The organism is Mesorhizobium sp. P2_D5 (assembly GCF_056404355.1).
Map to the genome: position 1 here is coordinate 1252873 of NZ_JBFUEE010000002.1, position 21616 is coordinate 1274488.

20 protein-coding genes are annotated in these 21616 nt (G+C 63.5%); 9 read left to right on the forward strand and 11 right to left on the reverse strand.

Annotated features, from left to right (window positions below; all coding sequences use genetic code 11):
• Positions 1 to 56: 56 nt before the first annotated feature.
• From AC1DYW_RS12825 to AC1DYW_RS12845, 5 genes are all read left to right on the forward strand, one after another.
• A complete protein-coding gene (locus AC1DYW_RS12825; RefSeq protein ID WP_477226366.1) occupies positions 57 to 449 on the forward strand; it encodes a hypothetical protein in 393 nt (130 codons plus the stop codon).
• Positions 433 to 1431 carry a LacI family DNA-binding transcriptional regulator gene (locus AC1DYW_RS12830; RefSeq protein ID WP_457150676.1) on the forward strand — a complete coding sequence of 333 codons (999 nt, stop codon included), beginning with the start codon at positions 433 to 435 and terminating at the stop codon, positions 1429 to 1431. Before AC1DYW_RS12825 ends, AC1DYW_RS12830 begins: the two co-directional genes overlap by 17 nt.
• On the forward strand, positions 1428 to 2945 hold the full coding sequence (locus AC1DYW_RS12835; protein ID WP_477226367.1) for a sugar ABC transporter ATP-binding protein: 1518 nt from the start codon (positions 1428 to 1430) through the stop codon (positions 2943 to 2945). Before AC1DYW_RS12830 ends, AC1DYW_RS12835 begins: the two co-directional genes overlap by 4 nt.
• Positions 2945 to 3994 (forward strand): ABC transporter permease, encoded by a 1050-nt coding sequence (locus AC1DYW_RS12840; RefSeq protein ID WP_477226368.1) that lies wholly within the window; start codon positions 2945 to 2947, stop codon positions 3992 to 3994. Before AC1DYW_RS12835 ends, AC1DYW_RS12840 begins: the two co-directional genes overlap by 1 nt.
• A gap of 67 nt (positions 3995 to 4061) precedes the next feature.
• Positions 4062 to 5045 (forward strand): substrate-binding domain-containing protein, encoded by a 984-nt coding sequence (locus AC1DYW_RS12845; RefSeq protein WP_477226369.1) that lies wholly within the window; start codon positions 4062 to 4064, stop codon positions 5043 to 5045.
• Positions 5046 to 5227: 182 nt separating this feature from the next.
• On the opposite strand, the gene AC1DYW_RS12850 is transcribed toward AC1DYW_RS12845, so the two are convergent.
• The 7 genes from AC1DYW_RS12850 to AC1DYW_RS12880 all read right to left on the reverse strand — a co-directional run bounded on the left by AC1DYW_RS12850 (position 5228) and on the right by AC1DYW_RS12880 (position 12097).
• Positions 5228 to 6202: a nucleoside hydrolase gene (locus AC1DYW_RS12850; protein WP_457151783.1), complete on the reverse strand. Its 975-nt coding sequence runs from the start codon at positions 6200 to 6202 to the stop codon at positions 5228 to 5230.
• Positions 6203 to 6310: 108 nt separating this feature from the next.
• Positions 6311 to 7246 (reverse strand): phosphatidate cytidylyltransferase, encoded by a 936-nt coding sequence (locus tag AC1DYW_RS12855; RefSeq protein ID WP_457151782.1) that lies wholly within the window; start codon positions 7244 to 7246, stop codon positions 6311 to 6313.
• Positions 7246 to 7908, reverse strand: coding sequence for a lysophospholipid acyltransferase family protein (locus AC1DYW_RS12860; RefSeq protein WP_477226370.1), 663 nt, complete (start codon positions 7906 to 7908; stop codon positions 7246 to 7248). The genes AC1DYW_RS12855 and AC1DYW_RS12860 overlap by 1 nt, the downstream gene beginning before the upstream one ends.
• A gap of 8 nt (positions 7909 to 7916) precedes the next feature.
• On the reverse strand, positions 7917 to 8348 hold the full coding sequence (locus tag AC1DYW_RS12865) for a hypothetical protein (protein ID WP_477226371.1): 432 nt from the start codon (positions 8346 to 8348) through the stop codon (positions 7917 to 7919).
• The gene (locus AC1DYW_RS12870; RefSeq protein WP_477226372.1) at positions 8345 to 9670 is read right to left on the reverse strand and encodes a phosphatase PAP2/dual specificity phosphatase family protein; all 1326 of its coding nucleotides are present in this window, start codon (positions 9668 to 9670) and stop codon (positions 8345 to 8347) included. Before AC1DYW_RS12870 ends, AC1DYW_RS12865 begins: the two co-directional genes overlap by 4 nt.
• Before the next feature lie 5 nt (positions 9671 to 9675).
• Positions 9676 to 11454, reverse strand: a complete 1779-nt coding sequence (locus tag AC1DYW_RS12875) for a bifunctional alpha/beta hydrolase/class I SAM-dependent methyltransferase (RefSeq protein ID WP_477226373.1) — start codon at positions 11452 to 11454, stop codon at positions 9676 to 9678.
• A gap of 37 nt (positions 11455 to 11491) precedes the next feature.
• The gene (locus AC1DYW_RS12880) at positions 11492 to 12097 is read right to left on the reverse strand and encodes a CDP-alcohol phosphatidyltransferase family protein (RefSeq protein ID WP_457151777.1); all 606 of its coding nucleotides are present in this window, start codon (positions 12095 to 12097) and stop codon (positions 11492 to 11494) included.
• A 251-nt stretch (positions 12098 to 12348) separates the two neighbouring features.
• On the opposite strand from AC1DYW_RS12880, the gene AC1DYW_RS12885 reads away from it, so the two are divergent.
• The 3 genes from AC1DYW_RS12885 (at position 12349) to AC1DYW_RS12895 (ending at position 15849) form a co-directional block, all read left to right on the forward strand.
• Entirely contained in the window at positions 12349 to 12828 is a 480-nt protein-coding gene (locus AC1DYW_RS12885; RefSeq protein ID WP_457151787.1) for a MarR family winged helix-turn-helix transcriptional regulator, read from the forward strand.
• Positions 12825 to 13994: an HlyD family secretion protein gene (locus tag AC1DYW_RS12890; protein WP_477226374.1), complete on the forward strand. Its 1170-nt coding sequence runs from the start codon at positions 12825 to 12827 to the stop codon at positions 13992 to 13994. The genes AC1DYW_RS12885 and AC1DYW_RS12890 overlap by 4 nt, the downstream gene beginning before the upstream one ends.
• A 322-nt stretch (positions 13995 to 14316) precedes the next feature.
• The gene (locus AC1DYW_RS12895) at positions 14317 to 15849 is read left to right on the forward strand and encodes a DHA2 family efflux MFS transporter permease subunit (protein WP_457151775.1); all 1533 of its coding nucleotides are present in this window, start codon (positions 14317 to 14319) and stop codon (positions 15847 to 15849) included.
• A 48-nt stretch (positions 15850 to 15897) separates the two neighbouring features.
• Here AC1DYW_RS12895 and AC1DYW_RS12900 read toward each other — a convergent pair whose 3' ends face one another.
• Both AC1DYW_RS12900 and AC1DYW_RS12905 read right to left on the reverse strand, forming a co-directional pair.
• Positions 15898 to 16416, reverse strand: coding sequence for a CAP domain-containing protein (locus AC1DYW_RS12900; protein ID WP_477226375.1), 519 nt, complete (start codon positions 16414 to 16416; stop codon positions 15898 to 15900).
• Between the two features lie 79 nt (positions 16417 to 16495).
• Positions 16496 to 17719, reverse strand: coding sequence for a TadE/TadG family type IV pilus assembly protein (locus tag AC1DYW_RS12905; protein WP_477226376.1), 1224 nt, complete (start codon positions 17717 to 17719; stop codon positions 16496 to 16498).
• 294 nt (positions 17720 to 18013) lie between these two features.
• Between AC1DYW_RS12905 and AC1DYW_RS12910 the strand changes: the two genes are divergently transcribed.
• On the forward strand, positions 18014 to 18838 hold the full coding sequence (locus tag AC1DYW_RS12910; RefSeq protein ID WP_477226377.1) for a DUF2189 domain-containing protein: 825 nt from the start codon (positions 18014 to 18016) through the stop codon (positions 18836 to 18838).
• Positions 18839 to 18848: 10 nt separating this feature from the next.
• Here AC1DYW_RS12910 and AC1DYW_RS12915 read toward each other — a convergent pair whose 3' ends face one another.
• Both AC1DYW_RS12915 and AC1DYW_RS12920 read right to left on the reverse strand, forming a co-directional pair.
• Positions 18849 to 19481 (reverse strand): LysE family translocator, encoded by a 633-nt coding sequence (locus tag AC1DYW_RS12915; RefSeq protein ID WP_095086701.1) that lies wholly within the window; start codon positions 19479 to 19481, stop codon positions 18849 to 18851.
• Between the two features lie 123 nt (positions 19482 to 19604).
• Complete coding sequence (locus tag AC1DYW_RS12920; RefSeq protein ID WP_477226378.1) at positions 19605 to 21590, reverse strand: TadE/TadG family type IV pilus assembly protein; 1986 nt, start codon at positions 21588 to 21590, stop codon at positions 19605 to 19607.
• Positions 21591 to 21616 lie beyond the last annotated feature (26 nt).

Consider the following 21616-nt stretch of genomic DNA (forward strand, 5'->3'; position numbering starts at 1 on the left):
TGCGATGTCGGGGCCAAAAAATCCCGATTCGTTTCTGAAAATTTTCCGATGTTTGGTTGAGTTGGTCGTCTGCTTGTGCAGGCATCGCCACCGCCTCGAGCTATCGGCGCGGCAAGGACCGCGGCACGGCGGGCCGGGAATGTTGCCTTGAGTGGATAAGCCTCGGCAGAGCGTCGCTTGACAGCGCCAAGGGATATCCCAGTCAGTTTCATCGAATGCGCATCGAGCAAAATCGAAACGAAGGTGATCGGCCGATCCTGCAAGACGCCCATCTTTTGAGGGCGACGAGAATTGGGCCGGAAAAGGCTATCGAAGCGATTGCGCAAACGTTTCGATGGTCCTATGGTTTCCCAAAATCCGCCAAGACCAATGAGAGCGGACTGGAACGCATCATCAGGGAGGAGCGCTTGCCAGCACTCCGTTTGAGTCACCATGCCGACAATGGCTGAGGTCGCGCGCCGCGCCGGCGTGTCGGTTTCGACGGTTTCGCATGTTATCAACCGCACCCGCTTTGTCTCGCCGCAGAAGGCGCAGCTCATCAATGATGCGATCGCCGCCATGGGTTATCAGCCCAACGAGCTGGCGCGATCGTTGAAAGTAGCCTCGACCAACAGTGTGGGCCTGGCGATCTCGGCGATTTCCAACCCCTATTTCACCGACATCATCTGCGCGGTGGAGGCCGAATGTGCACGCCTTGGCCTCATGGTCTTCCTCTCTGATACGCAGGAGGATCCCGACCGCGAGCTTTCGGTGGTGCGCGCCTTCCACCAGCGGCGGGTCGACGGCGTCATCCTGGCGCCGTCGGGCGCGCCGCAGCGGGCCATCGACTATCTGGCGGAGAAGAAGCTGCCCTGCGTGCTCATCGACCGCTTCGCCGACGACCGCTTCGACCAGATCGGCGTCGAGAACCAGTCGTCGATGCGCGCGCTGATCGATCACGTCGCCTCTTTCGGCCACAAGCGCATCGGCTACATCGCCGGCCAGCCGGATCTGGCGACGACGCGCGAACGCATCGACGCCTTTCGCGAGTCGCTGGCCGCCAATGGACTCGAGTGCCTGCCGCACTATGTCTCGCCGGAGAACGTCGACACGGCGGGCGCAACGGCATCGACCCACGCTATCCTGTCATTGCCTTCGCCACCTACGGCATTGGTCACCGGCAACAACATGACGACGATCGGAGCGGTGCGGGCGATCCGCGAACGAGGCCTTTCGATCCCGGCGGACCTTTCGCTTGCAGGCTTCGACGATTTCGAATGGGCAGACTGCTTCGAGCCGCGCCTGACGCTTGTCGCGCAGCCCTGTACCGAGATCGGACGACAGGCGGCTGCCTTGCTCTGCGCCCGCATCGCATCCACCGGTTTGGAGCCGCAGGCGGTGCGGCTGCAGGCCGCGCTGCAGGTCCGTCAATCCTGCGCGAGGCCGGCATGAGTGCGCCACTGCTGTCGGTCACCGGCGCGGTCAAGCGCTTTGGCGGCGTCCAGGCGCTGCGTGGCGTCGACTTCGACCTCAAGCCCGGTGAGATCCACGCGCTCCTCGGTGAAAACGGCGCCGGCAAGTCGACCCTCATGAACCTGTTGTCTGGTGTCTATGCGCCGGACGAGGGCACCATCCAGATCGACGGCAAGCCAGTGCGCTTCAACAACCCGCGTGAAGCGCAGGCGGCCGGCATCGCCACCATTTTCCAGGAGCTTGACCTGGTGCCAACGCTCGACGTGGCGGCCAACCTCTTCCTTGGCCGCGAACTGATGCGGCCGGGCGGCATCCTTGACGTGCCGGCGATGCGCAGCGAGGCCCGCAAACGGCTCGAAGCCATAGAGCTTGCCATCGATCCCGCCAGCATGGTGGCGAACTTGTCGATCGGCCAGCGCCAGGTGGTGGCGATCGTCAAGGCGCTTTCCTACGCGTCGCGCGTGCTGATCATGGACGAGCCGACGGCAGCACTGACGGTGGGCGAGGTCGAAAGGCTGTTCGACATTATGCGCAAGCTCGCCGCCAGCGGCGTCGGCATCGTCTATATCTCGCATCGCCTGGAAGAGGTGCCGCAGATCGCCGACCGGGTTACGGTAATGCGCGACGGTCGCGTCGCCGGCGTCACCGAGCCGCATGCGCCGCAGGCCGAGCTGGTGCGCCTTCTGGTCGGGCGACCGCTGGATGAGCTTTATCCCGAACGCGCCCGGGAGGCCGGCAAGACGCTGCTCAGCCTGCGCAATGCGAGTTTCAGGCTCGCCCATGAAAGCGCTGGATGGCAGCCGCCGACAGGCATTTCGCTCGACGTCAAGGCGGGTGAGATCGTCGGGCTGGCCGGCATCATGGGGGCAGGGCGTACCGAGCTCTTGAGCGCGCTCTACGGCACCGGCCTTTCGGGCCGCTGGGAGGGTGATGTTGCGGTCGACGGCCGCCCGGTAAAGCTCGATTCCATCAAGGCCGCACGCGACGCCGGCATCGCCTTCGTCACCGACGATCGGCGCGGCAGCGGCTTGATGCTGAGGATGGCGGTGGGCCTCAACCTGGTCATGTCGGTGATCCGGCGCATCTCACCCTTCGGGCTGATGTCGGCGCGCCGGCAGGCGGACGCGGTGAAGCAGTCCTTCGGCCAGTTCGATATCAGGCCGAAGAATCCCGACATCGCCGTCGGCGCGCTTTCGGGCGGCAATCAGCAGAAGGTGGTGCTCGCCAAGGAGATCCTCGGCAATCCCCGGCTGCTGCTGCTCGACGAACCGACGCGCGGCGTCGATGTCGGCGCCAAGGGTGAGATCTACACACGGCTGCGGCAACTGGCTGCACAGGGCCTCGGCATCCTGGTCGCTTCCAGCGAGATGCCGGAGCTGATCGGCCTGTGCGACCGCATCGTGGTGCTGCGCCAAGGGCGCAACGTGGCGGAATTCATCGGCGGCGTTGACGAGCACACGGTGCTTGACGCGGCAAATGGCAGGGAGGCCTGATGTCTGAGCAGAAGATTTCGGCGGCAAGCGGCCCAGTGGCCGCAGCACCGGTGCATCGCGATCCGCTAGCCTTGGTGGTGCGCTTCCAGAGCCTGATCGGCCTCGTCGTTGTGGCGATCGGCGGGGTCATCTTCTCGCCGCGGCGGCATGGCGAAATCTTGTTCCTCAATCCCGACAACATCGCCAACATCGTTCGCGCCGTGTCCGAGACCGGCATCATCGCCATCGGCATGACCTTCGTCATCATCACCGCCGGCATCGACCTTTCTGTCGGCGCTGTGCTCGGGCTCTCCAGCGTCGTCACCGCATCGATGATGATTTCGGGCGGCTTCGGGCTCATCCCCACCATCCTCGCGGTGCTCGTCATGGGCATCGTCTTCGGCGTCATCCAGGGCACAATCTCCAGCCGTTTCCGGCTCGAGCCGTTCATCGTGACGCTCGCCGGCCTGCAGGCGGCGCGCGGACTGGCGCTGGTCGTGTCTGGCAATCAGTACATCAACATTTCCTATGGCGACGGGCCGGGGCTGGCGCCGCCGGTGTTCGCGGTGCTGGGTGAGCGGCTGTTCGACAACACCGTGCCTGTGGCGACGATCGTGTTCATCTTCTTTGCCGCGATCGCCACGATCGTGCTCAACACCACACGTTTCGGCCGCTATGTCTTTGCCGTCGGCGGCAACGAGCGCGCGGCGCGTATTTCCGGCGTGCCGGTGTCGATGGTCAAGATATCGGTCTACGCCATCACCGGCTTTGCCGCCGCACTTGCCGGCATCGTGCATGCTGGCCAGTTCAATTTTGGCAGTGCCAATGACGGCATGGGCTACGAGCTTACCGCGATTGCCGCCGTGGTCATCGGCGGCACCAGCCTGTTCGGTGGCGCCGGCTCGATGGTCGGCACCGTCGCCGGCACCATTATGCTCGGCGCGCTCGCCAACATCCTTCAGCTCAACAACATCACCCCCGCCATGCAGCTGCTCGCGACCGCCGCGATCATCGTGTTGGCGGCAGTGCTTCAATCCCTCGTTCGTCGCCGCGAGGGTTTGGGTCGTTAGGAGGTTGGCGGCAGGAAGTCGAAGTCAACCAAGGTCTGGCCCCGGCCCGACGAGGAGGAGAGTGAGTATGAAAACCACAAGACAAAGGCGTGCCCTCAAGGCAGCACTTCTGGCAGGCGCTGGCCTGTGCATCGCGGGAGCCGCCCAGGCTGCCGATCCCATGGTCAAGGCCTGCGCCAAGGACGGCCAGTTCATCATCGGCTTTTCGCAAGCCAACAATGCCGAACCCTATCGTCAGCACGTCAATGACGAGCTGACCGCGGCGGCCAAGGAAGTGCCGGGCTTCACGCTGCAGATCGCCGACGGCGCCGGCAACGTCAACACGCAGACCTCGCAGGTCGACAATTTCATCACCCAGAAGGTCGATTTGCTGCTGATCTCGCCCTTCGAGGCGGCACCGCTGACGCCGGCGGTCAAACGCGCCATGGATGCCGGCATCCCGGTCATCGAACTCGATCGCAAGACGGTCGGCGATCCCGGCAAGGACTACACCGCTTTCATCGGCGGCGACAATTACAAGATCGCGCTCGAGGCGGGTAAGTATACCGCCAAGACCTTGCTGCCCGATGGTGGCGAAGCAGCCGTGCTCGAAGGACTGCCAAGCTCCACGCCCGCGGTCGAACGGCTGAACGGCTTCAAGGATGGCGTCAAGGAGAATGCCAAGATCCAGGTCGTCGCCGAGCAGGCCGCCGACTGGGTGCCGGACAAAGCCCAGACTGCCTTCTCGGCCATGCTGCAGGCGCACCCCGACATCAAGGTGCTTTATGCCTCGAACGACATGATGGCGGCCGGCGCGCTGCTCGCTGCCAAGGGTGCCGGCAAGGACGTCAAGATCATCGGCACCGACGGCTTGCCGGGACCTGCCGGCGGCATCGAGGCGGTGGCGAAAGGCGACTGGGCCGCGACCTTCACCTATCCGACCGGTGCCAAGGAAGCGATCGAAATGTCGAAGAAGATCCTGCTTGATTGTGCGACGTCGGTGGATTCGACGGTGACGGTGGAAACGACTGCGATCACGGCGGAGAACGCCAAGCAGCTCGCCGGCAAGTAAGCTCTTGTAGACTGTCCAGGGCGGGGTCCAGACCCCGCCCTGCGCGCGTTCGCAACCCTCACCGGCAAGTCGACCGGCTCTGATCGCGGTGGGCAAGAGTTCGCTGGATCACACGGGGCGCGTGACGTCACGGACGAAGATAGCGATATCGCTACGACGACTGTCCGGAGGAAGGGTGTGTGTCACCCCTTCTGCCTCGTCAGCCGCTCCAGCGCATCCACGATCAAATCGCAGAATTTTTGATGGTCGAGCTTCATCGCAACGGTGTGGCGGAAGTCGACCTGCTCGCTCGCCGTGCCGCCGAAATGGTGCATGCCACCCATCTTCTCGAAATTGCAGACCGTCATGCCCTTGGTCCAACGGCCGGCAAGCTCGACGCGGATGTCGGCCTTCTCGGTGGTGAAGACGGTCGGGTCGATCATCGCCGCGACGCAGCACGCGTCATGGATGGCAGGATACTCGATCTGCAGGAGGCCCCCATGCGTGGTCGCAATGAACTCCCAGATATCGAGGATGAACTTGGCCATCGGGCCGCCGACGGCGCGCACCCTGTCCTGAAGTCCCTTGGTGGCCAGCGCCTGGTGCGTGAGATCGAGCCCCACCATGGTGACGTCCCAGTTGGCCCGGAACACCACGTCGGCGGCTTCCGGGTCGGCATAGACGTTGAACTCCGCCGCCGGCGTGATGTTGCCTCTGGTATAACTTCCCCCCATCGCGACGACCCCTTTCACCCGCTCGACGATGCGGGGGTCCTTGCGCACGGCAAGTGCAATGTTGGTGTACGGACCGACCGGCACCAGCGTGATCGTCTTCGGCTCATGCGTCATGACTGTGTCGATGATGAAGTCGACGGCATGGCGCTTGTCGAGTTCGAACGAGGCGGGCGGCAGTACGGGGCCGTCGAGCCCGGTTTCGCCATGGATCTCGATGGCCAGCACCTGATCGATGAGGAGCGGACCGGGAGAGCCCTTCGCCACCGGCACCTTGATGCCGTAGGCGGTGCATACCGAAAGGGCATTGCGCGTGGTGTTTTCGACATTGTGGTTGCCCGACACCGTGGTGATGCCGAGGAGATCGATCCGTGGATTGCCTGCCGCCAGCAGGATGGCGATAGCGTCATCATGCCCAGGGTCGCAGTCCAGTATGATCTTTTCCATGTGGCACCTCTTTTGCCGGCCGAGCCTGTCGGGACAAGAGACTGCCGCACCTACGCCGTCAAGCGTCTGGCGCTCAGCCGACCCAGCGTAGAGTTTCCAAACAGGCGCTCACACCGTCCAGAAATAGCGCACGATGTGAAAGAAGACCGGGGCAGCGAAGACCAGGCTGTCGGTGCGGTCCATCATGCCGCCATGACCTTCGATCAGATGGCCCCAGTCCTTGACGCCCTGGTCGCGCTTGATGGCCGAGGCGACCAGCCCGCCCAGAAAACCCATTGAGCAGGCGACGAAGGCCACGGCTGCCGCCTGCAGCGGCGAGAACGGCGTCACGAATGACAGCAGCGCGCCGAGCAGGCTCGCCGACACCAGTCCGCCGATCAGGCCTTCCCAGGTTTTCGACGGCGAGACGTTCGGCGAGAAGCGGTGTTTCCCGAACAGCTTGCCGAAGATGTATTGCAGCACGTCGCTGCCTTGCACGACGATGATCAGGAAGGCGATCAGCAACAGGTTGCGGCCTTCGAAGCCTGGCACATTGAGGGTCAGCAGCGCCGGGACATGGCTGACGCAATAGACCGAGATCATCACCGCCCATTGCTGGGCGGCGATCCGCTCGAGAAAGCGTTCGGTGTCGCCATGCAGCGCGGTGATGGCCGGCATCAGCAGGAAGCAGTAGACCGGAATGAAGATGACGAAGAGCCCGTACCAGGCGGTCCACACCAGCCAGTATTGAAACGGTATGATGATGCCGAACATGCCGAGCAGCACCCAATGGTCGCTGCGGCTTGTATGGGTCAACGTCACGAATTCGCGCAGCGCCGCAAACGAAATCAGCGCGAACAGGATGGTCATGCCGTCGCGGCCGAAGAAGAAGGCGACCGTTATCAACACCACCATCACCCACCAGGCGTTGATGCGCTGGGTGAGGTTGACCAGCGTTGAACTGAGCGGCTTCGGCGCCCGCGCCGAAAGTATGGCGGCGACGATGCTGGCGGTGGTCAGCACCGCAAGCAGGCCGATGATCAGAATGGAGATTTCGTGGCGCATCAATCGTCTCGCTCGGGGCGCGGGTTGAGCGCCAGAAGCGTGGCGTGGGCGCGCTCGAGAAAGGCGCGGCGTTCTTCGCCTGGAGCCACAGCCACAGGCGCGCCGAAGACGACGCGGCACAGCAGCGGCACCGGCAGGAACTGGCCCTTGGGCAGCACGCGCGACATGTTCTCGATCCAACAGGGGATCAGCTCGACCTCAGGCCGTGCCATCGAAAGATTGTAGAGCCCCGAGCGGAATGCCAGCAGCGGCTCTTCGGTCATGTTGCGCGTGCCCTCGGGAAACAGGATCAGCGAATGGCCCTGGTCGAGAACGGACAGCATTATCTCGATCGGGTTTTCTTCAGGTCTCGTCCATTGCCGGTTGATGAGCACCGACGACAGCATGTCCTCGGCGATGAAGCGGCGCAGCCGCGACTTTCCCCAGTATTCGCCGGCGGCAACCGCGTGAGTGACGGCGCGCTCTTTCTCGCTCAGGCAGGCCGACAGCAGGATGAAGTCGCCATGGCTGGTGTGATTGGCGAAATAGATGCGCTGCCGGTCGGACGGCAGGCTGCCATTCCAGATCGGACGCACCCCGGTCACCACCCAGGCCAACGCCGAGAGACCGACGGAAGTTACTGTCTGCAGCAAGGTGAAGGTCGTGAGCGAAAGCTTGTTCATCGCGGCGCCTAAAACCCCGCCGCCAGAAGCGCTGCGGCAAACAGGGCGAGCGCGGCGCGCTGTTTGAAGAGCAAGCGGCGGGTGCCGGCCATGCGGTCATCGAGCGGGCGTGTCGTCGACGGGGAGGGTTTCAGGCGCATGCGCGCCAGTATGTCATCCACCGCGGCACCACCGGAAGCCTCGTCATCGTGACTGGCCATCAGCCGGAACAACAGCGCGTCGAACACCAGGAGCGCCGACAGCGCCAGCACGGCAACCGCGCTCGCGGCTGTGACCGACAGCGCGATAGCCGCGGGCAAGGTCTCAAAGGCACCGCGTGCCGAAGCAGCCAAAGGCGCAAGGATATTTGCGGCCACGACAGTCGCGGCTGGCCATGCGGCCTGCTGCATCAGCGTGCGGGCGAAGCGACCGGCGCGTTCCTGTTCGGCACTGCCCGTCATGACGCCGCCCGCTCCTTGGCCTCGGCAAGACGAACCGGCCGGCCGGTGGCCATCAGCATCTCGCGGGCAAGCGTCGGCGTCCTGGCCCTGCCGGTTGCCACCAGCCATTCGGCGACAACGCCAGCGCTGCGCTGGAAACCGAGCGCGCAGCAGACCAGCACCGTGCCGTCGCGGCGCGCGCTCTCCAGCGCACTGGCTGCCTGCTCAAGCATCGTCACGGGCGGCGGCAACAGGTCGATCATCGGAAAGCTGATCCAGCGGCAATCTGCGGCCGCCGGCTTTTCAAGTTCGGCGGCGAGGTCGATCACGGTGCCGAAGCCGCTGGCCTCGCTTGCCGTCGGAAAGCGGCCGAGAAACACACCGTCGCTGACGGCCACGAACGGCGGGAGCTTACGCGTCCAAATCGCGGCATTCACCCCAGCGCCCAGCCGGTAGGGCCAAAGCAGGACGCGGCTTGCCAGGGACACATGACCTTCCGCAGTTTTCTGGAACACCTTTGCGCCGGCCCCGGCATAGCCGAAGGCGACGATGGCCAGCGCCAATGCCGGCCAAAGCAGGATGAGTGCCGTGGCGAAAAAGAAGGCGCCAAGCGCGGCTCCGGCCAGCGCAAGGACGGCCCCCAGCGCATAGAACAGCGCCAACCGGCGCGCCTTGGTATCGCTGGTCAGCCGGGCGCCTGAAAACGGCAACTCGCCGGCGCGCGGAAACAGCCACAGGGCAAAAAACCCGAGCAGCGCGCCGGTCGGGATGTCGATGAAATGATGTTGCCAGGTCGTCAGCACCGAGGCGCCGATCAGGAAGCACCAGCCATGCCAGAGCGGCAGGAGGAGGCCGCCGAGCCGGTGGCGCCAGTGATCCCAGATGATCACCAGCAGGGCGATGTGCAGCGAGGGCGCCTGGTTGAACGGTTTGTCGAAACCGCCAAGCACGGCAAACAGGAAGCCCGGCAGGCCGCTCGTTGCAGGCCGCACGAACGTCAGCGTTAGCGGGAACAGGATGAAACAGGCAACGGCGACGATCTGCGCGGTGAGATAGCGCCCGGCCAGGCGGTCGACTCCTTGCCTGCTGTCGTTGAGCAGCAGCGACAGGCCGTAGAACAGGTTGATCGACCAGTAGGGCACGATGGTCCAGGCGAGGAAGGGGATGCTGTGCTCCCAGGCGAACACGATGCTGCCGACGTCGTCGCGCCGCGACGACAGCCAGTTGGCGAAGCCGTAGCTGAGGTAGAAGAACGGCGCCAGGAAGGCCAGCCAAAGGGCTGCCCTGACGACCACCCGGCCATAAGGTTCTGCGCGCACCGTGGATGCAAGCGATGACGCCATCCTGTTCAGCGGCGCCGTGCGACCGAGACGGTGAAGATTCCCCATTGGTCGATGCGCTGCTCGAGCTTGTCGAAACCGGCGGCTTCGACGAGCTGGTCCATCTCGCCTTGCGTGCGCCGGCGCATCACCCAGGCCTGGCCGCCGCGATGCGAGGTCAGGCTGCGGGCGATCATCTCAAGCTGCGGATGCCAGGGCTGGTTGGTGTAGAGCAACAGGCTCCCCGGCTGCATGGCGCTGGCCAATCCACCGAGCGAGCGGGCGATCATCGCGTTGTCCGAGAACAGTTCGTAGAGGCCGGAAACGATGGCGAGGTCGGGCGCCGGATCGATCGAGGCGAGCATGTCGGCGTCGAAAGCGTCCGCGCGCTGAAACGAGACGCTCGCCGGCAATTGCCGCTCGGCGATCAGCTTGCGGCCAAGCTGGACATTGAGGTCGGAGTAATCCTGCAGGCGCACGCTCGCCGGCTGTTCGGGGCTCTTCACGATGGCGTCGAGAACATAGCGGCCATGGCCGGCGGCGATGTCGAGAATGTGCGCTGGCCGTCCAGTGGCCTTGAGCGTCGCCAGGCAAGAGCCGATCAGCTCTTCGAGATGCAGCTTGCGCTGGCGGATGCCGCGCCAGCCGATGGCTTCCAGGAAGATGCGGTCGACGAAGCGGCCAAGCGGCGTAAGACCCCGCGCGTCGTTCTCGTAGACATAATCCAGCGTCGAGCCGGAATCGAAGCCGGTGGTGACGCCCGCCTTCATGCCCGACGAGACCCAGGCGCCCATGAGGATGGAGGCACGGCTGAATGCCCAATAGAGGCCCTTCGGCGACAAGAGGTCGAGCGGCGACGCAAGCCTGTCGGCCTCATCGCGCGTGTACCCGGCGATATCAGCCTGCTTCAGGTCGACAGGCGCATCCGGCGAGGCGAACTGCTTTTCTAGGAACGGCCGGATCAGGTCGAGGGCCTGCGCCCGGTCGCGTTCGCCCAGCGTGTCGTGGAAGAAACCCGGCAACACGTGGCGTTCCTTTGTGCGGCTGCCGAGATTGACGAAAAACGCGTGCTGCGGGCCGTGGCGCACCACCCAGTCGCTGCCGGAAAGCAGAAGCTGCGTCGGCACGGTGATGGCGCGGGCGTCCGCAACGATGCGTGCCGCGTGCTGGTAGAGTTCGACCAGGATGTTGGAGGCGATCGGCCGCGTGATCAGGGGATCGCTCTCGAAGGAGGCGATGCGCACGGGATCATGGGTCAGGAACTTCGCCTTGACGTAGGAATTGACGAAGAAGCGGCCCTTGATGTTCTGCCAGAGCGCGATGCCTTCCTTGGCGAAGGGCACGTAGAGCTTGACCGAAAAGGCTGGTGAAGCCAGCACCATGGCACGCAGCTTCGGTGCATAGTCGTGCACCCAGGCCGCAGTGAGCACGGCGCCGAAGGATTGCGCGATCAGTGCAATATCCTGCGTGGCGAAGCCATCCCGGGCGGCGATCTCGCGCATGAAACAGTCGATGTCGCGCACCAGGGCCGAGAAGGAAGGGGCATAGCCGCGCTCGCCGGACGAGCGGCCATTGCCGCGGGCATCCCAGGCATAGAAGGCGTGGTCCGGCATCCGCAATTCGTCGACGAGATGGGCCATGCGACCGCCATGCTCGTGGCCGCGGTGGAAGAGCACCACCGCGCCCTTGGCATTGGCGGAAGCTGCCGGCCAGAAGCGGTAGAAGATCTCCGTCCCGTCATGGCTGCGGAAGACACGCTCTTGCGCTTGCCGCTCAAGGCTTTCCGCGGCGATCGGTTCGTGCATCATGGTCTCTCCCTCGGGCGGCATGGCGAAGCCTCGATGCTTAGCTGGCGCTGCCAATAAGGCCAGCGCGTATCCGGTTTATGGCGGTCAACAGTGAAAGCGTTGCCATGGCAGGAAACACAAGCGGCGCAATGGAAGCCGGCCAGAGTCCGGCGGCGCACAACACTGCGACCACGCCAAGCGCCAGCGCCCTGTCGCTCTTGCCGAACGGCCCGGCATAATTGCGCCCGATCCCGGCAGCGATGCCGAGCACGCCGGCGAATTCGGTCAGCACAGCGGTGAGGGCGAAGGCGACGACGCCCCATGGGCTGAACTGTGGAAAGACGGCGAACGGCAGGATCAGCGCAAGGTCCGAAACGACGTCGCAAAGCTCGTTCAGATACATGCCGAGCGTCGAAGCCTGCCCGTGTTCCCGCGCCAGCATGCCATCGACGGCGTTCAGCGCCATTCGCACGAACATCACGACGGGAACGAGCAGCAGCGAGCGCCATTCATGCAAGATCGCGATGGCCGTCCCGGCCGCGATCGACATCAGGGCGGCAAGGATGGTTATGCTGTTTGCTGTGACCCCGATCGCCGCCAGCCGATTGACCAGCGGCCGCAGCCTTCCCTGGAAGGCTGGCTTGAGAGCGTAGAGCGTCGGCATTTCGTTGATCCCCCGATCCTGACAGCGGCTGTACATCAATCTGTCACACTCGACCAGCGGCACGAAGCGGCGCCTCTCTAGCGCGCACATCCTGATGTGGTGGACGCGGTGGTGCCGACTGCCATGGCCACCGACCAGACGTTCACCACCCACTAACCATGATTGCGAAGCACGGCCGTCATGCACATTTGCCGGTTTCTGGTGCAACCCGGCATCTTGAATAATAAGCACGCTTATTATATATGCCGCTCATGGTTTCTGATGGCATAGACAGATTGGGCTTCTTGATCCACGACGTGCAGCGCCTGATGCGCAAGCGCTTCGAGGCGAGGGCCAGTGGCTTGGGGCTTTCTTCGGCGCAATGGCGGCTTCTGGTCCGCGTTGCCAAGGAAGATGGTGTCGCGCAGGCGCGGCTGGCCGAACTTCTTGAAATCGAGCCGATCAGCGTTTCGCGCCTGGTTGACCGCATGGAGGAGGGGGGCTGGATCGAGCGCCGCCCCGACGCAGCCGATCGCCGTGTCCGCATGATCTTCCTGACGCCCAAGGCGAGCGACGCCTACGCCGTGATCAAGAGCATTGCGGGAGAAGTCTATGAAGAATCGCTGGTCGGCGTGAAACCGGAAGCCCGTCGCGTCCTGATCGAGGGACTTGAGGCGATGGTCCGCAACCTGACTGACGACGAGACGCCGTCCGTTGAAAAAGTGAAGAGTGCAGAAGGCGCAGCAGCATGAACGCGGTAGCCAAGATAGACGAGAAGGTGACCGAGCTGGAAATGGACGCGCCGGCGCAGCCGGCCGCGGCCCCGGTGGCGGTTGCTCCTCCGATGCAGCCGGCCCCGGCGCCGGTGAAGAAGAAGCGCCGGCTGGGCCGCTCCCTGCTGATGGTTGCGCTGCCTGCGGTGCTGGCTATCGGCGGCGGTTACGTCTGGGTCACCGGCGGCCGCTACCAGGAGACGGAAAACGCCAATCTGCAGCAGGCCAAGGTGTCGATCGCTTCCGACACGGCCGGTCGCATCGTTCAGGTCGACATCGCCGATAACCAGCTGGTCAAGCAGGGCGATGTGCTGTTTGCCATTGACCCGGAGCCCTACCGGATCGCGCTGGCCCAGGCCGACGCCGCAGTGGCGGGCGCGCGTCTCAATGTCGAGCAGCTGCGCGCGGCCTATGGCCAGTCGATGGCACAGCAAAGGTCCGATGCCAGTGAGGTCGACTTCGCCCAGTCCCAGTTCGACCGTGCCGCCGACCTTGCCCAGAAGGGCATCAACGCCAAGTCATCGCTCGACCAGGCCAAGAACGATCTCGACAAGGCAAAGCAGCAGCTGGCCGTTGCCGAGCAAGGCATCATCAGCGCCAAGGCAGCCCTTGGCGGCAATCCAGACATCGAGACCGACAAGCACCCGACCGTGATGGCCGCGCTCGCCGCGCGCGACAAGGCGGCCTACGATCTGGCGCAGACCACAGTCAAGGCGCCGGCCGACGGCGTCGTCAGCCAGGCCTCGTCGTTCAAGGTCGGTCAGTATGTCGGCTCCGGCACACCGCTGTTTTCGCTGGTCGAGACCGGCGACACCTGGATCGACGCCAATTTCAAGGAAACCCAGCTGACCCACATGAAGCCCGGCCAGAAGGCCGAGATCATGGTCGACACCTATCCGGGCAGAACCTTCGAGGCGACGGTCAAGGCAATCGGCGCCGGCACGGGAGCCGAATTCTCCCTGCTGCCGGCCCAGAATGCGACAGGCAACTGGGTCAAGGTCACGCAGCGCATTCCGGTGCGCCTGGAACTGACCGATGCCGACGCCAAGATGGCGTTGCGCACCGGCATGAGCGCGACCGTTACCGTCGACACCGGCGTTGCCCGCGGGTTTCCCGCCATATTCGGCCACGCTACGGCGGGCTAGGCGGCGGAGTAATATCGGCGCAAGCCCGTGGGGAACCAAGCGGGTGCAAGCCGGTAGCAGGATTGGTCTGATGGAGGAGTGGAAAGAACCAGCGTTTGGTTGGAGCCGCGTCGCGGATGGACCAGAATCTGAAATCTTCCACACGGACCCCTCGGTCCTCATGTTTCCGGGCGGCAGGCATCCGCTCATCAGAGACTTTCGGTCGATGTAACCCCCACATCGACCATCGCGTCCCACCGCGAATGAGGGTCTCTCAACGGAAGGCCATGCCGCCCGGAAACCTGTTCTACACGATTTTGTTACCTGCCGGAAGTTCCGCATCATGAGCACGCCCGAACCCTTCAAAGAAGTGCCGCATCGTGGCCTGATCACGGTCGCGCTCATGCTGGCGACGATCATGCAGGCGCTCGACACGACGATCGCCAACGTTGCGCTGCCGACCATGACCGGCGATCTCGGCGCCTCGCCGGACAACATCAACTGGGTGCTGACGTCCTACATCGTTGCCGCCGCCATCATGACGCCGGTCACCGGCTGGCTGGCCGACCGCTTCGGCCGCAAGGAACTGTTCCTGACGGCGGTGGTCGGCTTCACCGTGTTCTCGATGCTGTGCGGCATCGCCTGGAGCCTGGAGAGCATAGTGTTCTTCCGGCTGATGCAAGGCGTGTTCGGCGCCGCGATCGTGCCGTTGTCGCAGACCTTCCTGCTCGACATCAACCCCAGGGAACGCCACGGCCAGGCGATGGCCATCTGGGGCGCCGGCATCATGCTCGGGCCAATTCTGGGCCCGACGCTCGGTGGCTGGCTGACCGAGAATTTCAACTGGCGCTGGGTGTTCTTCATCAACCTGCCGGTCGGCATTGTCGCCTTCCTCGGCATGGCCGCCTATTTGCCGGCTGTTGCCCGGCGGGTACGCGGTTTCGATTTCTTCGGCTTCGCCATGATATCGCTTGGGGTCGGCGCGCTGCAGCTGCTGCTCGATCGGGGCGGCGAGGTCGACTGGTTTTCCTCGAATGAGATCTGGATCGAGCTTGGTCTTTCGCTGACCGGCTTCTGGGTGTTCATCATCCACACGGTGACGGCCGAACATCCCTTCATCGATCCCAAGATATTCCTCGACCGCAATTTCGTCACCGGGCTGGCGTTCATCTTCGTCATGGGTGTGCTCATCCTGGCGAGCATGTCGCTGCTGCCGCCAATGCTATCGACCATCTTCGGCTATCCGACCATCACCATTGGCGTTGTCCTTGGGCCACGTGGTATCGGCACGATGATTTCGATGCTCGTCGTCGGGCGGATCATGAGCAAGATCGACGCCAGGATCCTGGTCGTCATCGGCTTTCTGCTGACCGCGCAATCACTCTACACCATGTCCAGCTTCACGCCTCAGATGGACAACTGGCTGATCATCAGCTCCGGCGTCATCCAGGGCCTGGGAATGGGAATGGTGTTCGTGCCGCTTTCGACCGTGGCCTTCGCGACGCTTGACGTGCGCTTCCGCACCGATGCCACGGCCTTGTTCAGCCTGGTGCGCAATCTTGGCTCGTCCATCGGCGTTTCTGTCGTGACTGTTCTGATGGTGCGCAACACGCAGGTCAATCACACCGAGCTTTCGGCCTTCATCAATCCGTTCAACCCCAATCTGTGGGCGGTATCGCCGGCGGCCGCGAGCGGCGATCCAATGGCGCTTTCGGAGGTGGATCGCATGGTCAATCTGCAGGCGATGATGATCTCCTACGTCAATGACTTCAAAATACTCATGGTGATGACGCTAATTTCCATTCCGTTTGTTTTCCTGCTGCGCAAGCCAAAGCAGGCGCCGGCCGGTGGCGCACCAGCCGCACACATGGACTAGATCGTCGCCCTCGAAATTCAAGGCGACGACCTATCGGGGAGTGCCGCCTTACCTTCCGAGCACTAGGCTCCAGTAGCGCAGGGCGCCGTCGCGGCCGTCGCGCACATAGGCGAGGCCAAAGCGGGTGAAGCGCGGGTCGAGCATGTTGCGCCGGTGCCCGGGCGAATGCGCCCATATGTCGAACAGCTTCTGCTGGTCGAAGCGGCCCTCGGCAATGTTCTCGGCCGCGGCGCCGTCAATGCGATTGTCCTTGACGCGCGAGGCGAAATCCTTGCCCCAGCCGGTGGTGTGGCTCATGCGGCCACGCTGCGCCATATAGCCGGCCTGCTGCAGGGCGGCCTGCTCGAGTTGCGGGTCGGCAACCAAGGGCGGAAGCCCCGCCGCCGAGGCGCGGATGCTGGCCAGTGTGCCGGTGGCGGACGAGGAGACGCCGGCGCCTTCGCCGGTCGGCAGCGAAACGGTGCTACAGGCGGCGAGCCCGGCCAGGGCGGCAAGGCCGACTGCCTTGAGCCATTTGCGCCTGTTCAGGTTCGCGATCTCGTCGTGTTCGATTCCCGAAGTGGTCATGCCTGCCTGAGATAGTCGCGATCATGGCTTTTGCCGGGCAGGGCGGTGGAAATCTGGAATCGAAACGGCAGTTGCCCGCTCATTTCACCAGGGTGATGAGGCGGCTTGCATACATCTCGCGATTTCCAAGCACGGCTGTGCAGTCGGTCTTGATGGATGAGTTGCCGGTCATCTGCACGGTCAGGCCAACAAGCCTCAGGCAGTCGCCTTGACCGCTCATATCTGAGTTGCCGGCAAAGGAAATGGGCGCGTCGGGCGCATAGACGAACCCGCTGATCACGGAATTTGCGCCGCCATTCAGCGTCAAGGCCGAAGTGTTGCCATGACTCTCGAAAATGGTAATGCCAGCGTATGGACCGCTGGTGGGAGGGGAAAGGTTCACCATTTCATTTGCATTTATGTAGGTCTGTGCGCCCTCCATGAGGAATATGGTCACGCCTTGGCCGTTCAGGCTGCCGTTGCCGCCCGGCTTTATGGTGGTGCCGCGCAGGATGTAGACACCTGGATTGAGCGTGATGTTTCCCGACAAGGTCTTGTCGCAATACGTGCCGGGCGACAGCGTGTAGGTTTTGCCGTTCGGCACGGGCAGGCACAATGTGTAGGGGGGTGGGACGACGTCCGCCAGTGGATCGAACGACGCATATTGATGTTCGAGCGGCGCACCGCAGGTAAGATTGGCGTTGGGCGGCGAAAGTCCGGAAGTGCCGCCGACGGTCGAGACGCAGCCCGCCGACACCTGCGCCGAACCACCTAAGCTGGCAGCATCGGGCGCATCCGAGTTTGCCGCGATCACGCAACTGCTCATAGAGACATCGGTCGAGCCCTGCAGGCTCACGGCGGCCGACGCATGTGGATCGAGCGCCAGCACACAGGCCTGCGCGCCGGGATTCATCTTGACCGTGGCCGAGCGGTGGGCTGGCCAGGGGGCCGCGCCATTGATGAAGCTCGGACGGTTGATGCTGGACGAAACCGAGATGTAATAGGCACTCGGGTCGCCGCTGGCGCTTGCCGAAAAGGCGGAGACACTGCCCGAATACTCCTGCTGGTCGGCGACGCTCATATTGGCCGTAAAGAATGCCAGCCCAAGGTCCTGCACATCACTCGCGGTCATGCTGGGTAGGTACTTTGTGCCGACGGCAAGTCCAGCCGCGTCCAGCGAATTCTGCAATTGCGCGGCGTCGTCGCTCGTGCCTGTCAGATCGATGGTGCCGGCCACGACAAGCATTATCGGCAGCATTGCTATGGCGGTCGCCATGGCAAAGTTGCCGCGCTCCGAAGACCAGAAGCCCTTCAATACGAACATCGCCCCTCGCCAAAACCTGTAAAGCCCAAGTGATACGCCAAGGGTCTCTACGCGCTATTTCAGTAATTACTAAAATTTGTAATGCTTAAATGCAGCAAGATGGCCGACCAAAACGAAAGCCTGCCAACGCACGGCCATATGAGAGGTGACAGCGAGAGATGAGCACGAGGAGCAGCTTCAAGCTATTGACGCGGCGACAACCCCTGGCAAATCGGCTATGGTGCTACATCTACTAGTGGCAGCTGCGGGCGGCCATCCGGGCGGTGACCGTCCCCGACACACGGGAGGAAGGTTATGGCCGGCTTTCATGTCATGGCGGACGCACACGGGGCGCACGTACAGCCCACGGTGCGCAGCATCACCACAGCGGATCTCAGGGATGCGCTGCGCCTCGGCGCCGAGGATTTCTGGGCAAAACCATCGCACTACGTGTTCCTGTGCCTGATCTACCCCGTTGTCGGCCTGATCCTGACGCGATGGACGTCCGGCGCCAATGCCATCCAGCTCATCTATCCCCTGATGTCAGGTTTCGCGCTGGTCGGCCCGTTTGCCGCCATCGGTCTTTACGAGATCAGCCGCCGCCGCGAACTCGGCATGAACACCTCCTGGCGGCATGCCCTCGATGTGCGTCACTCGCCGGCAATACCGTCGATCGCGGCGATCGGTATCATGCTGGTGGCGCTGTTCCTGTTGTGGCTCTACACCGCGCAGTCGATCTACACCGGCCTGTTCGGCGACCAGCCGCCGGCATCGATCGGTGACTTTGTCCGCGAGGTGCTGACGACCGGCAAGGGCTGGACTCTGATCCTCGCCGGCAATGCCGCCGGTTTTGTCTTCGCCGTTGTCGTGCTCGCCACCACTGTGGTTGCCTTCCCGCTGTTGCTCGACCGCGATGTCGGCGCTGTTTCGGCCATCGAGACCTCGGCGCGCGCGGTGATGGCAAACCCGCTGCAGATGGCGCTGTGGGGGTTGATGGTCGCCGTGCTGCTGGTGATCGGCTCGATCCCGCTGTTTGCCGGGCTCGCCGTGGTCATGCCGGTGCTCGGCCATGCCACCTGGCATCTCTACCGCAAGGTGGTCGAGCCGGAGCGGGCGCAGAAAATCCGGCGGCCGATGTAAGGAACCACTCTCAGCGCTGTGCGTCTGTCGCCATCTTCAGCGCGAGGGCCATCAGCACGGTGCCCATCATCCAGCGCTGGATGACCAGCCATAGCGGCCGGCCGGCGAGGAAGGTGGCTATCGAGCCCGCTGTCACCGCGATGATGGCATTGACGCTGAGGCTGATCGATATCTGTGTCGCACCGAGCACCAGCAGCTGCGACAGGACATGGCCTTTGTCCAGGCTGATGAACTGCGGCAGCAGCGACAGATAGAGCACGGCCACCTTCGGATTGAGCAGGTTGGTCATCAGGCCCATGGCGAACAGCTTGCGCGGCCGGTCCCGCGGCAGCTCGCGCACCTGGAACGGCGAGCGTCCCCCCGGCTTCACAGCTTGCCAGGCCAGCCACAGGAGATAGAGCACGCCGGCAAAGCGCAGCGCGTCATAGGCATAGGGCACGGCAAGCAGCAGCGCGGTGATGCCGAATGCCGCCGCCAGCACATAGAAGACAAAGCCGAGCGCGACGCCGCCAAGTGAGATCAGCCCCGCCTTTGGCCCTTGCGACAGGGAACGCGAGATCAGGTAGATCATGTTGGGGCCCGGCGTCAGCACCATGCCGAGGCAGACCAGCGCAAAGGCGAGATGGTTGGCGGTTTCGGGCATCTGTTCGTTCCCCTGCGCACCCCGGTGCGGAAGCGAGCGGCCAATATCTGCCCGCACCGGCAGGCGTCCGCAAGGGCATGGCGCTGCCAGCCGTTGCGCCAGATGGCTGCCAGTGCCTCCGGATCAGCTGACGACGCGCAGGTTCGACAATTCGTTGCCGATTTCCTTGAAATCGTTCGACAAGGTCGCGCCAGTGGCGTTCCAGAACAGCTTGGCCGGCTTGCTCGGATCCGTCGGGTGCTTGCGGAAGCGCGAGTTCGACGAGCAAGATTTCAGCGCCGCGATCGCCGCCTGATCGCTGGTTTTGGTCGTGGACAAGTCGAGCGCCACCGTCATCACCATGATGTTGGCTGCCTTGGCGTTGTTGCAAAGCGTCGCCATCTGCTCGTTGAGCGCGCTCGTGTAGTTGCCGTTCGAGTAGTCGAACTGGCCGATGGCGCTCGATGTCCCCAGAAACATGCGGCCGACCGAGGTACCGTTGTAGCCGGGGTTGAGATAGCCGTAGGACGCGTAGGTCGACTTCGAATCGGCGGGATCGGAATAGCCGAGCGACGCAGGCGTGTAGTAGGTGTTGGCGCCGTCGGTCAGCACGATCACGACCTTGTCGTTGCCTCTTTCTGTTTCCGGGCGTCCTTGCGTGAACGGCTCGCCGCTTGAGACCACCCGCCAGCCCCAGGCCATGCCCTCGGGAACGCTGGTGCCGCCATTCGGCTGCATCAGGTCGATCGCGGCCTTGATCGAGGTCAGTCCGTCGGTGACGCTGACATCGGTCAGCGGTGTGATCGGGTTGGTGGTGCAGCTGTAGTTCGGGCCGTTTCCGGCCGGCAGCGCCGGCGCATCGATCGGCCGCGGCTGGAAATATTTGGCCATGTTGCGCAGCCGGGATTGGCCGGTGCTGCTCGTCGGGTCGTCATTCCACCAGCTGTTCACGGCGCCATAGGTCGTCGGCATGGCCTCATCGGGATCCTGGGTGAGCTTCCAATGATTGCCGGGTTCGTCCGGAGCGAACATCGGCACGAACATCGTCGCCGGATCGCCGACCCCCATGCCGGTGTTCGACGAGCCGCCGGACGGCGGCGCGTCGTTGACATTGTAGGGGTAGGGCCGGGCTTCGACGCAGCCTTGCCAACTGGCGAACGGGCCATAGGAATCGATGTAGTCATACTCGTCGTGGCTTCGTTTGCAGGTGTTGTTCGAGTTGTACTCGTCGCACACCACGCGTTTGCTGTTGGTGACGCGCTCGTGGTTGGTGACGACCTTCATGTCGCGGTAGAGCGAAAACCGGGTCAGCATCTGGCCTTCGTCGGCACCCCATCCGGAGCCGCGCTTGTACCAGATGCCGCTGGTCTGCTGGGCGTATTTGTTGGCCGTGTTGAGCGTCGACCAGTCGAAGTTCTCGTTCGATACCGGCGACAGGCCTTCGGTGTCCATCCACGATGCGTTGCCATTGCTGGCACCGACATTGACCGAGGCAGCAAAGGGCACGAGGCCGAATTGCACCGGCCTGTCCACCTGCTTGATCATTGCCGCTTGCAGGGCCAGCGTGTCGACAAGCTGCTTGGCCGCAGTTTTGAGAAGATCGATGCGCCTTTGCCCCGAGCCAGTTCCGGTCGTGGTCATCGATCCGGAATTGTCGAGTACCAGGGCAACTTCCAGCGTGTTCTTCAGCCGCACTTCCGAGTTGACGTCGAAGCTGATCTTCTGGTTTGCGTCGGTTTGGGATTTGCCGATGAGCTGGCCGAAGGCAGGAAAGAAATAAGGCTTGTAGTCAAGCCGCGCGCTCATCTTGAGCAAGCCGCCGCCGCTGGCGTTGCTCGGCAAGGTGACATTGAGCGTCGTGTTGGCGGGATCAACGCTGTTGAGGTTGGCGTTGAAGAAATCGAGCGCATAGGCTCTCAACTGGTCGTCGGTCGCACCTTCCGTCAGCCGTCGCGCCGTGGCGAAGTTGGCGGCATCGAGCGCATTCAACACCGTCTGCTTTTCACGGTTCATCTCGGTGTAGTCGACCGCCATCGCCAGGCCGCCCATCAGCGGAACCAGCGCAACGACCGTCATAAGAGCATAGTTGCCGCGTTTGTCGCGGCAGAACCGACGCCAGAGTTCATGCATGTCTTGCTGCGGCCCCCGCCGGCGGA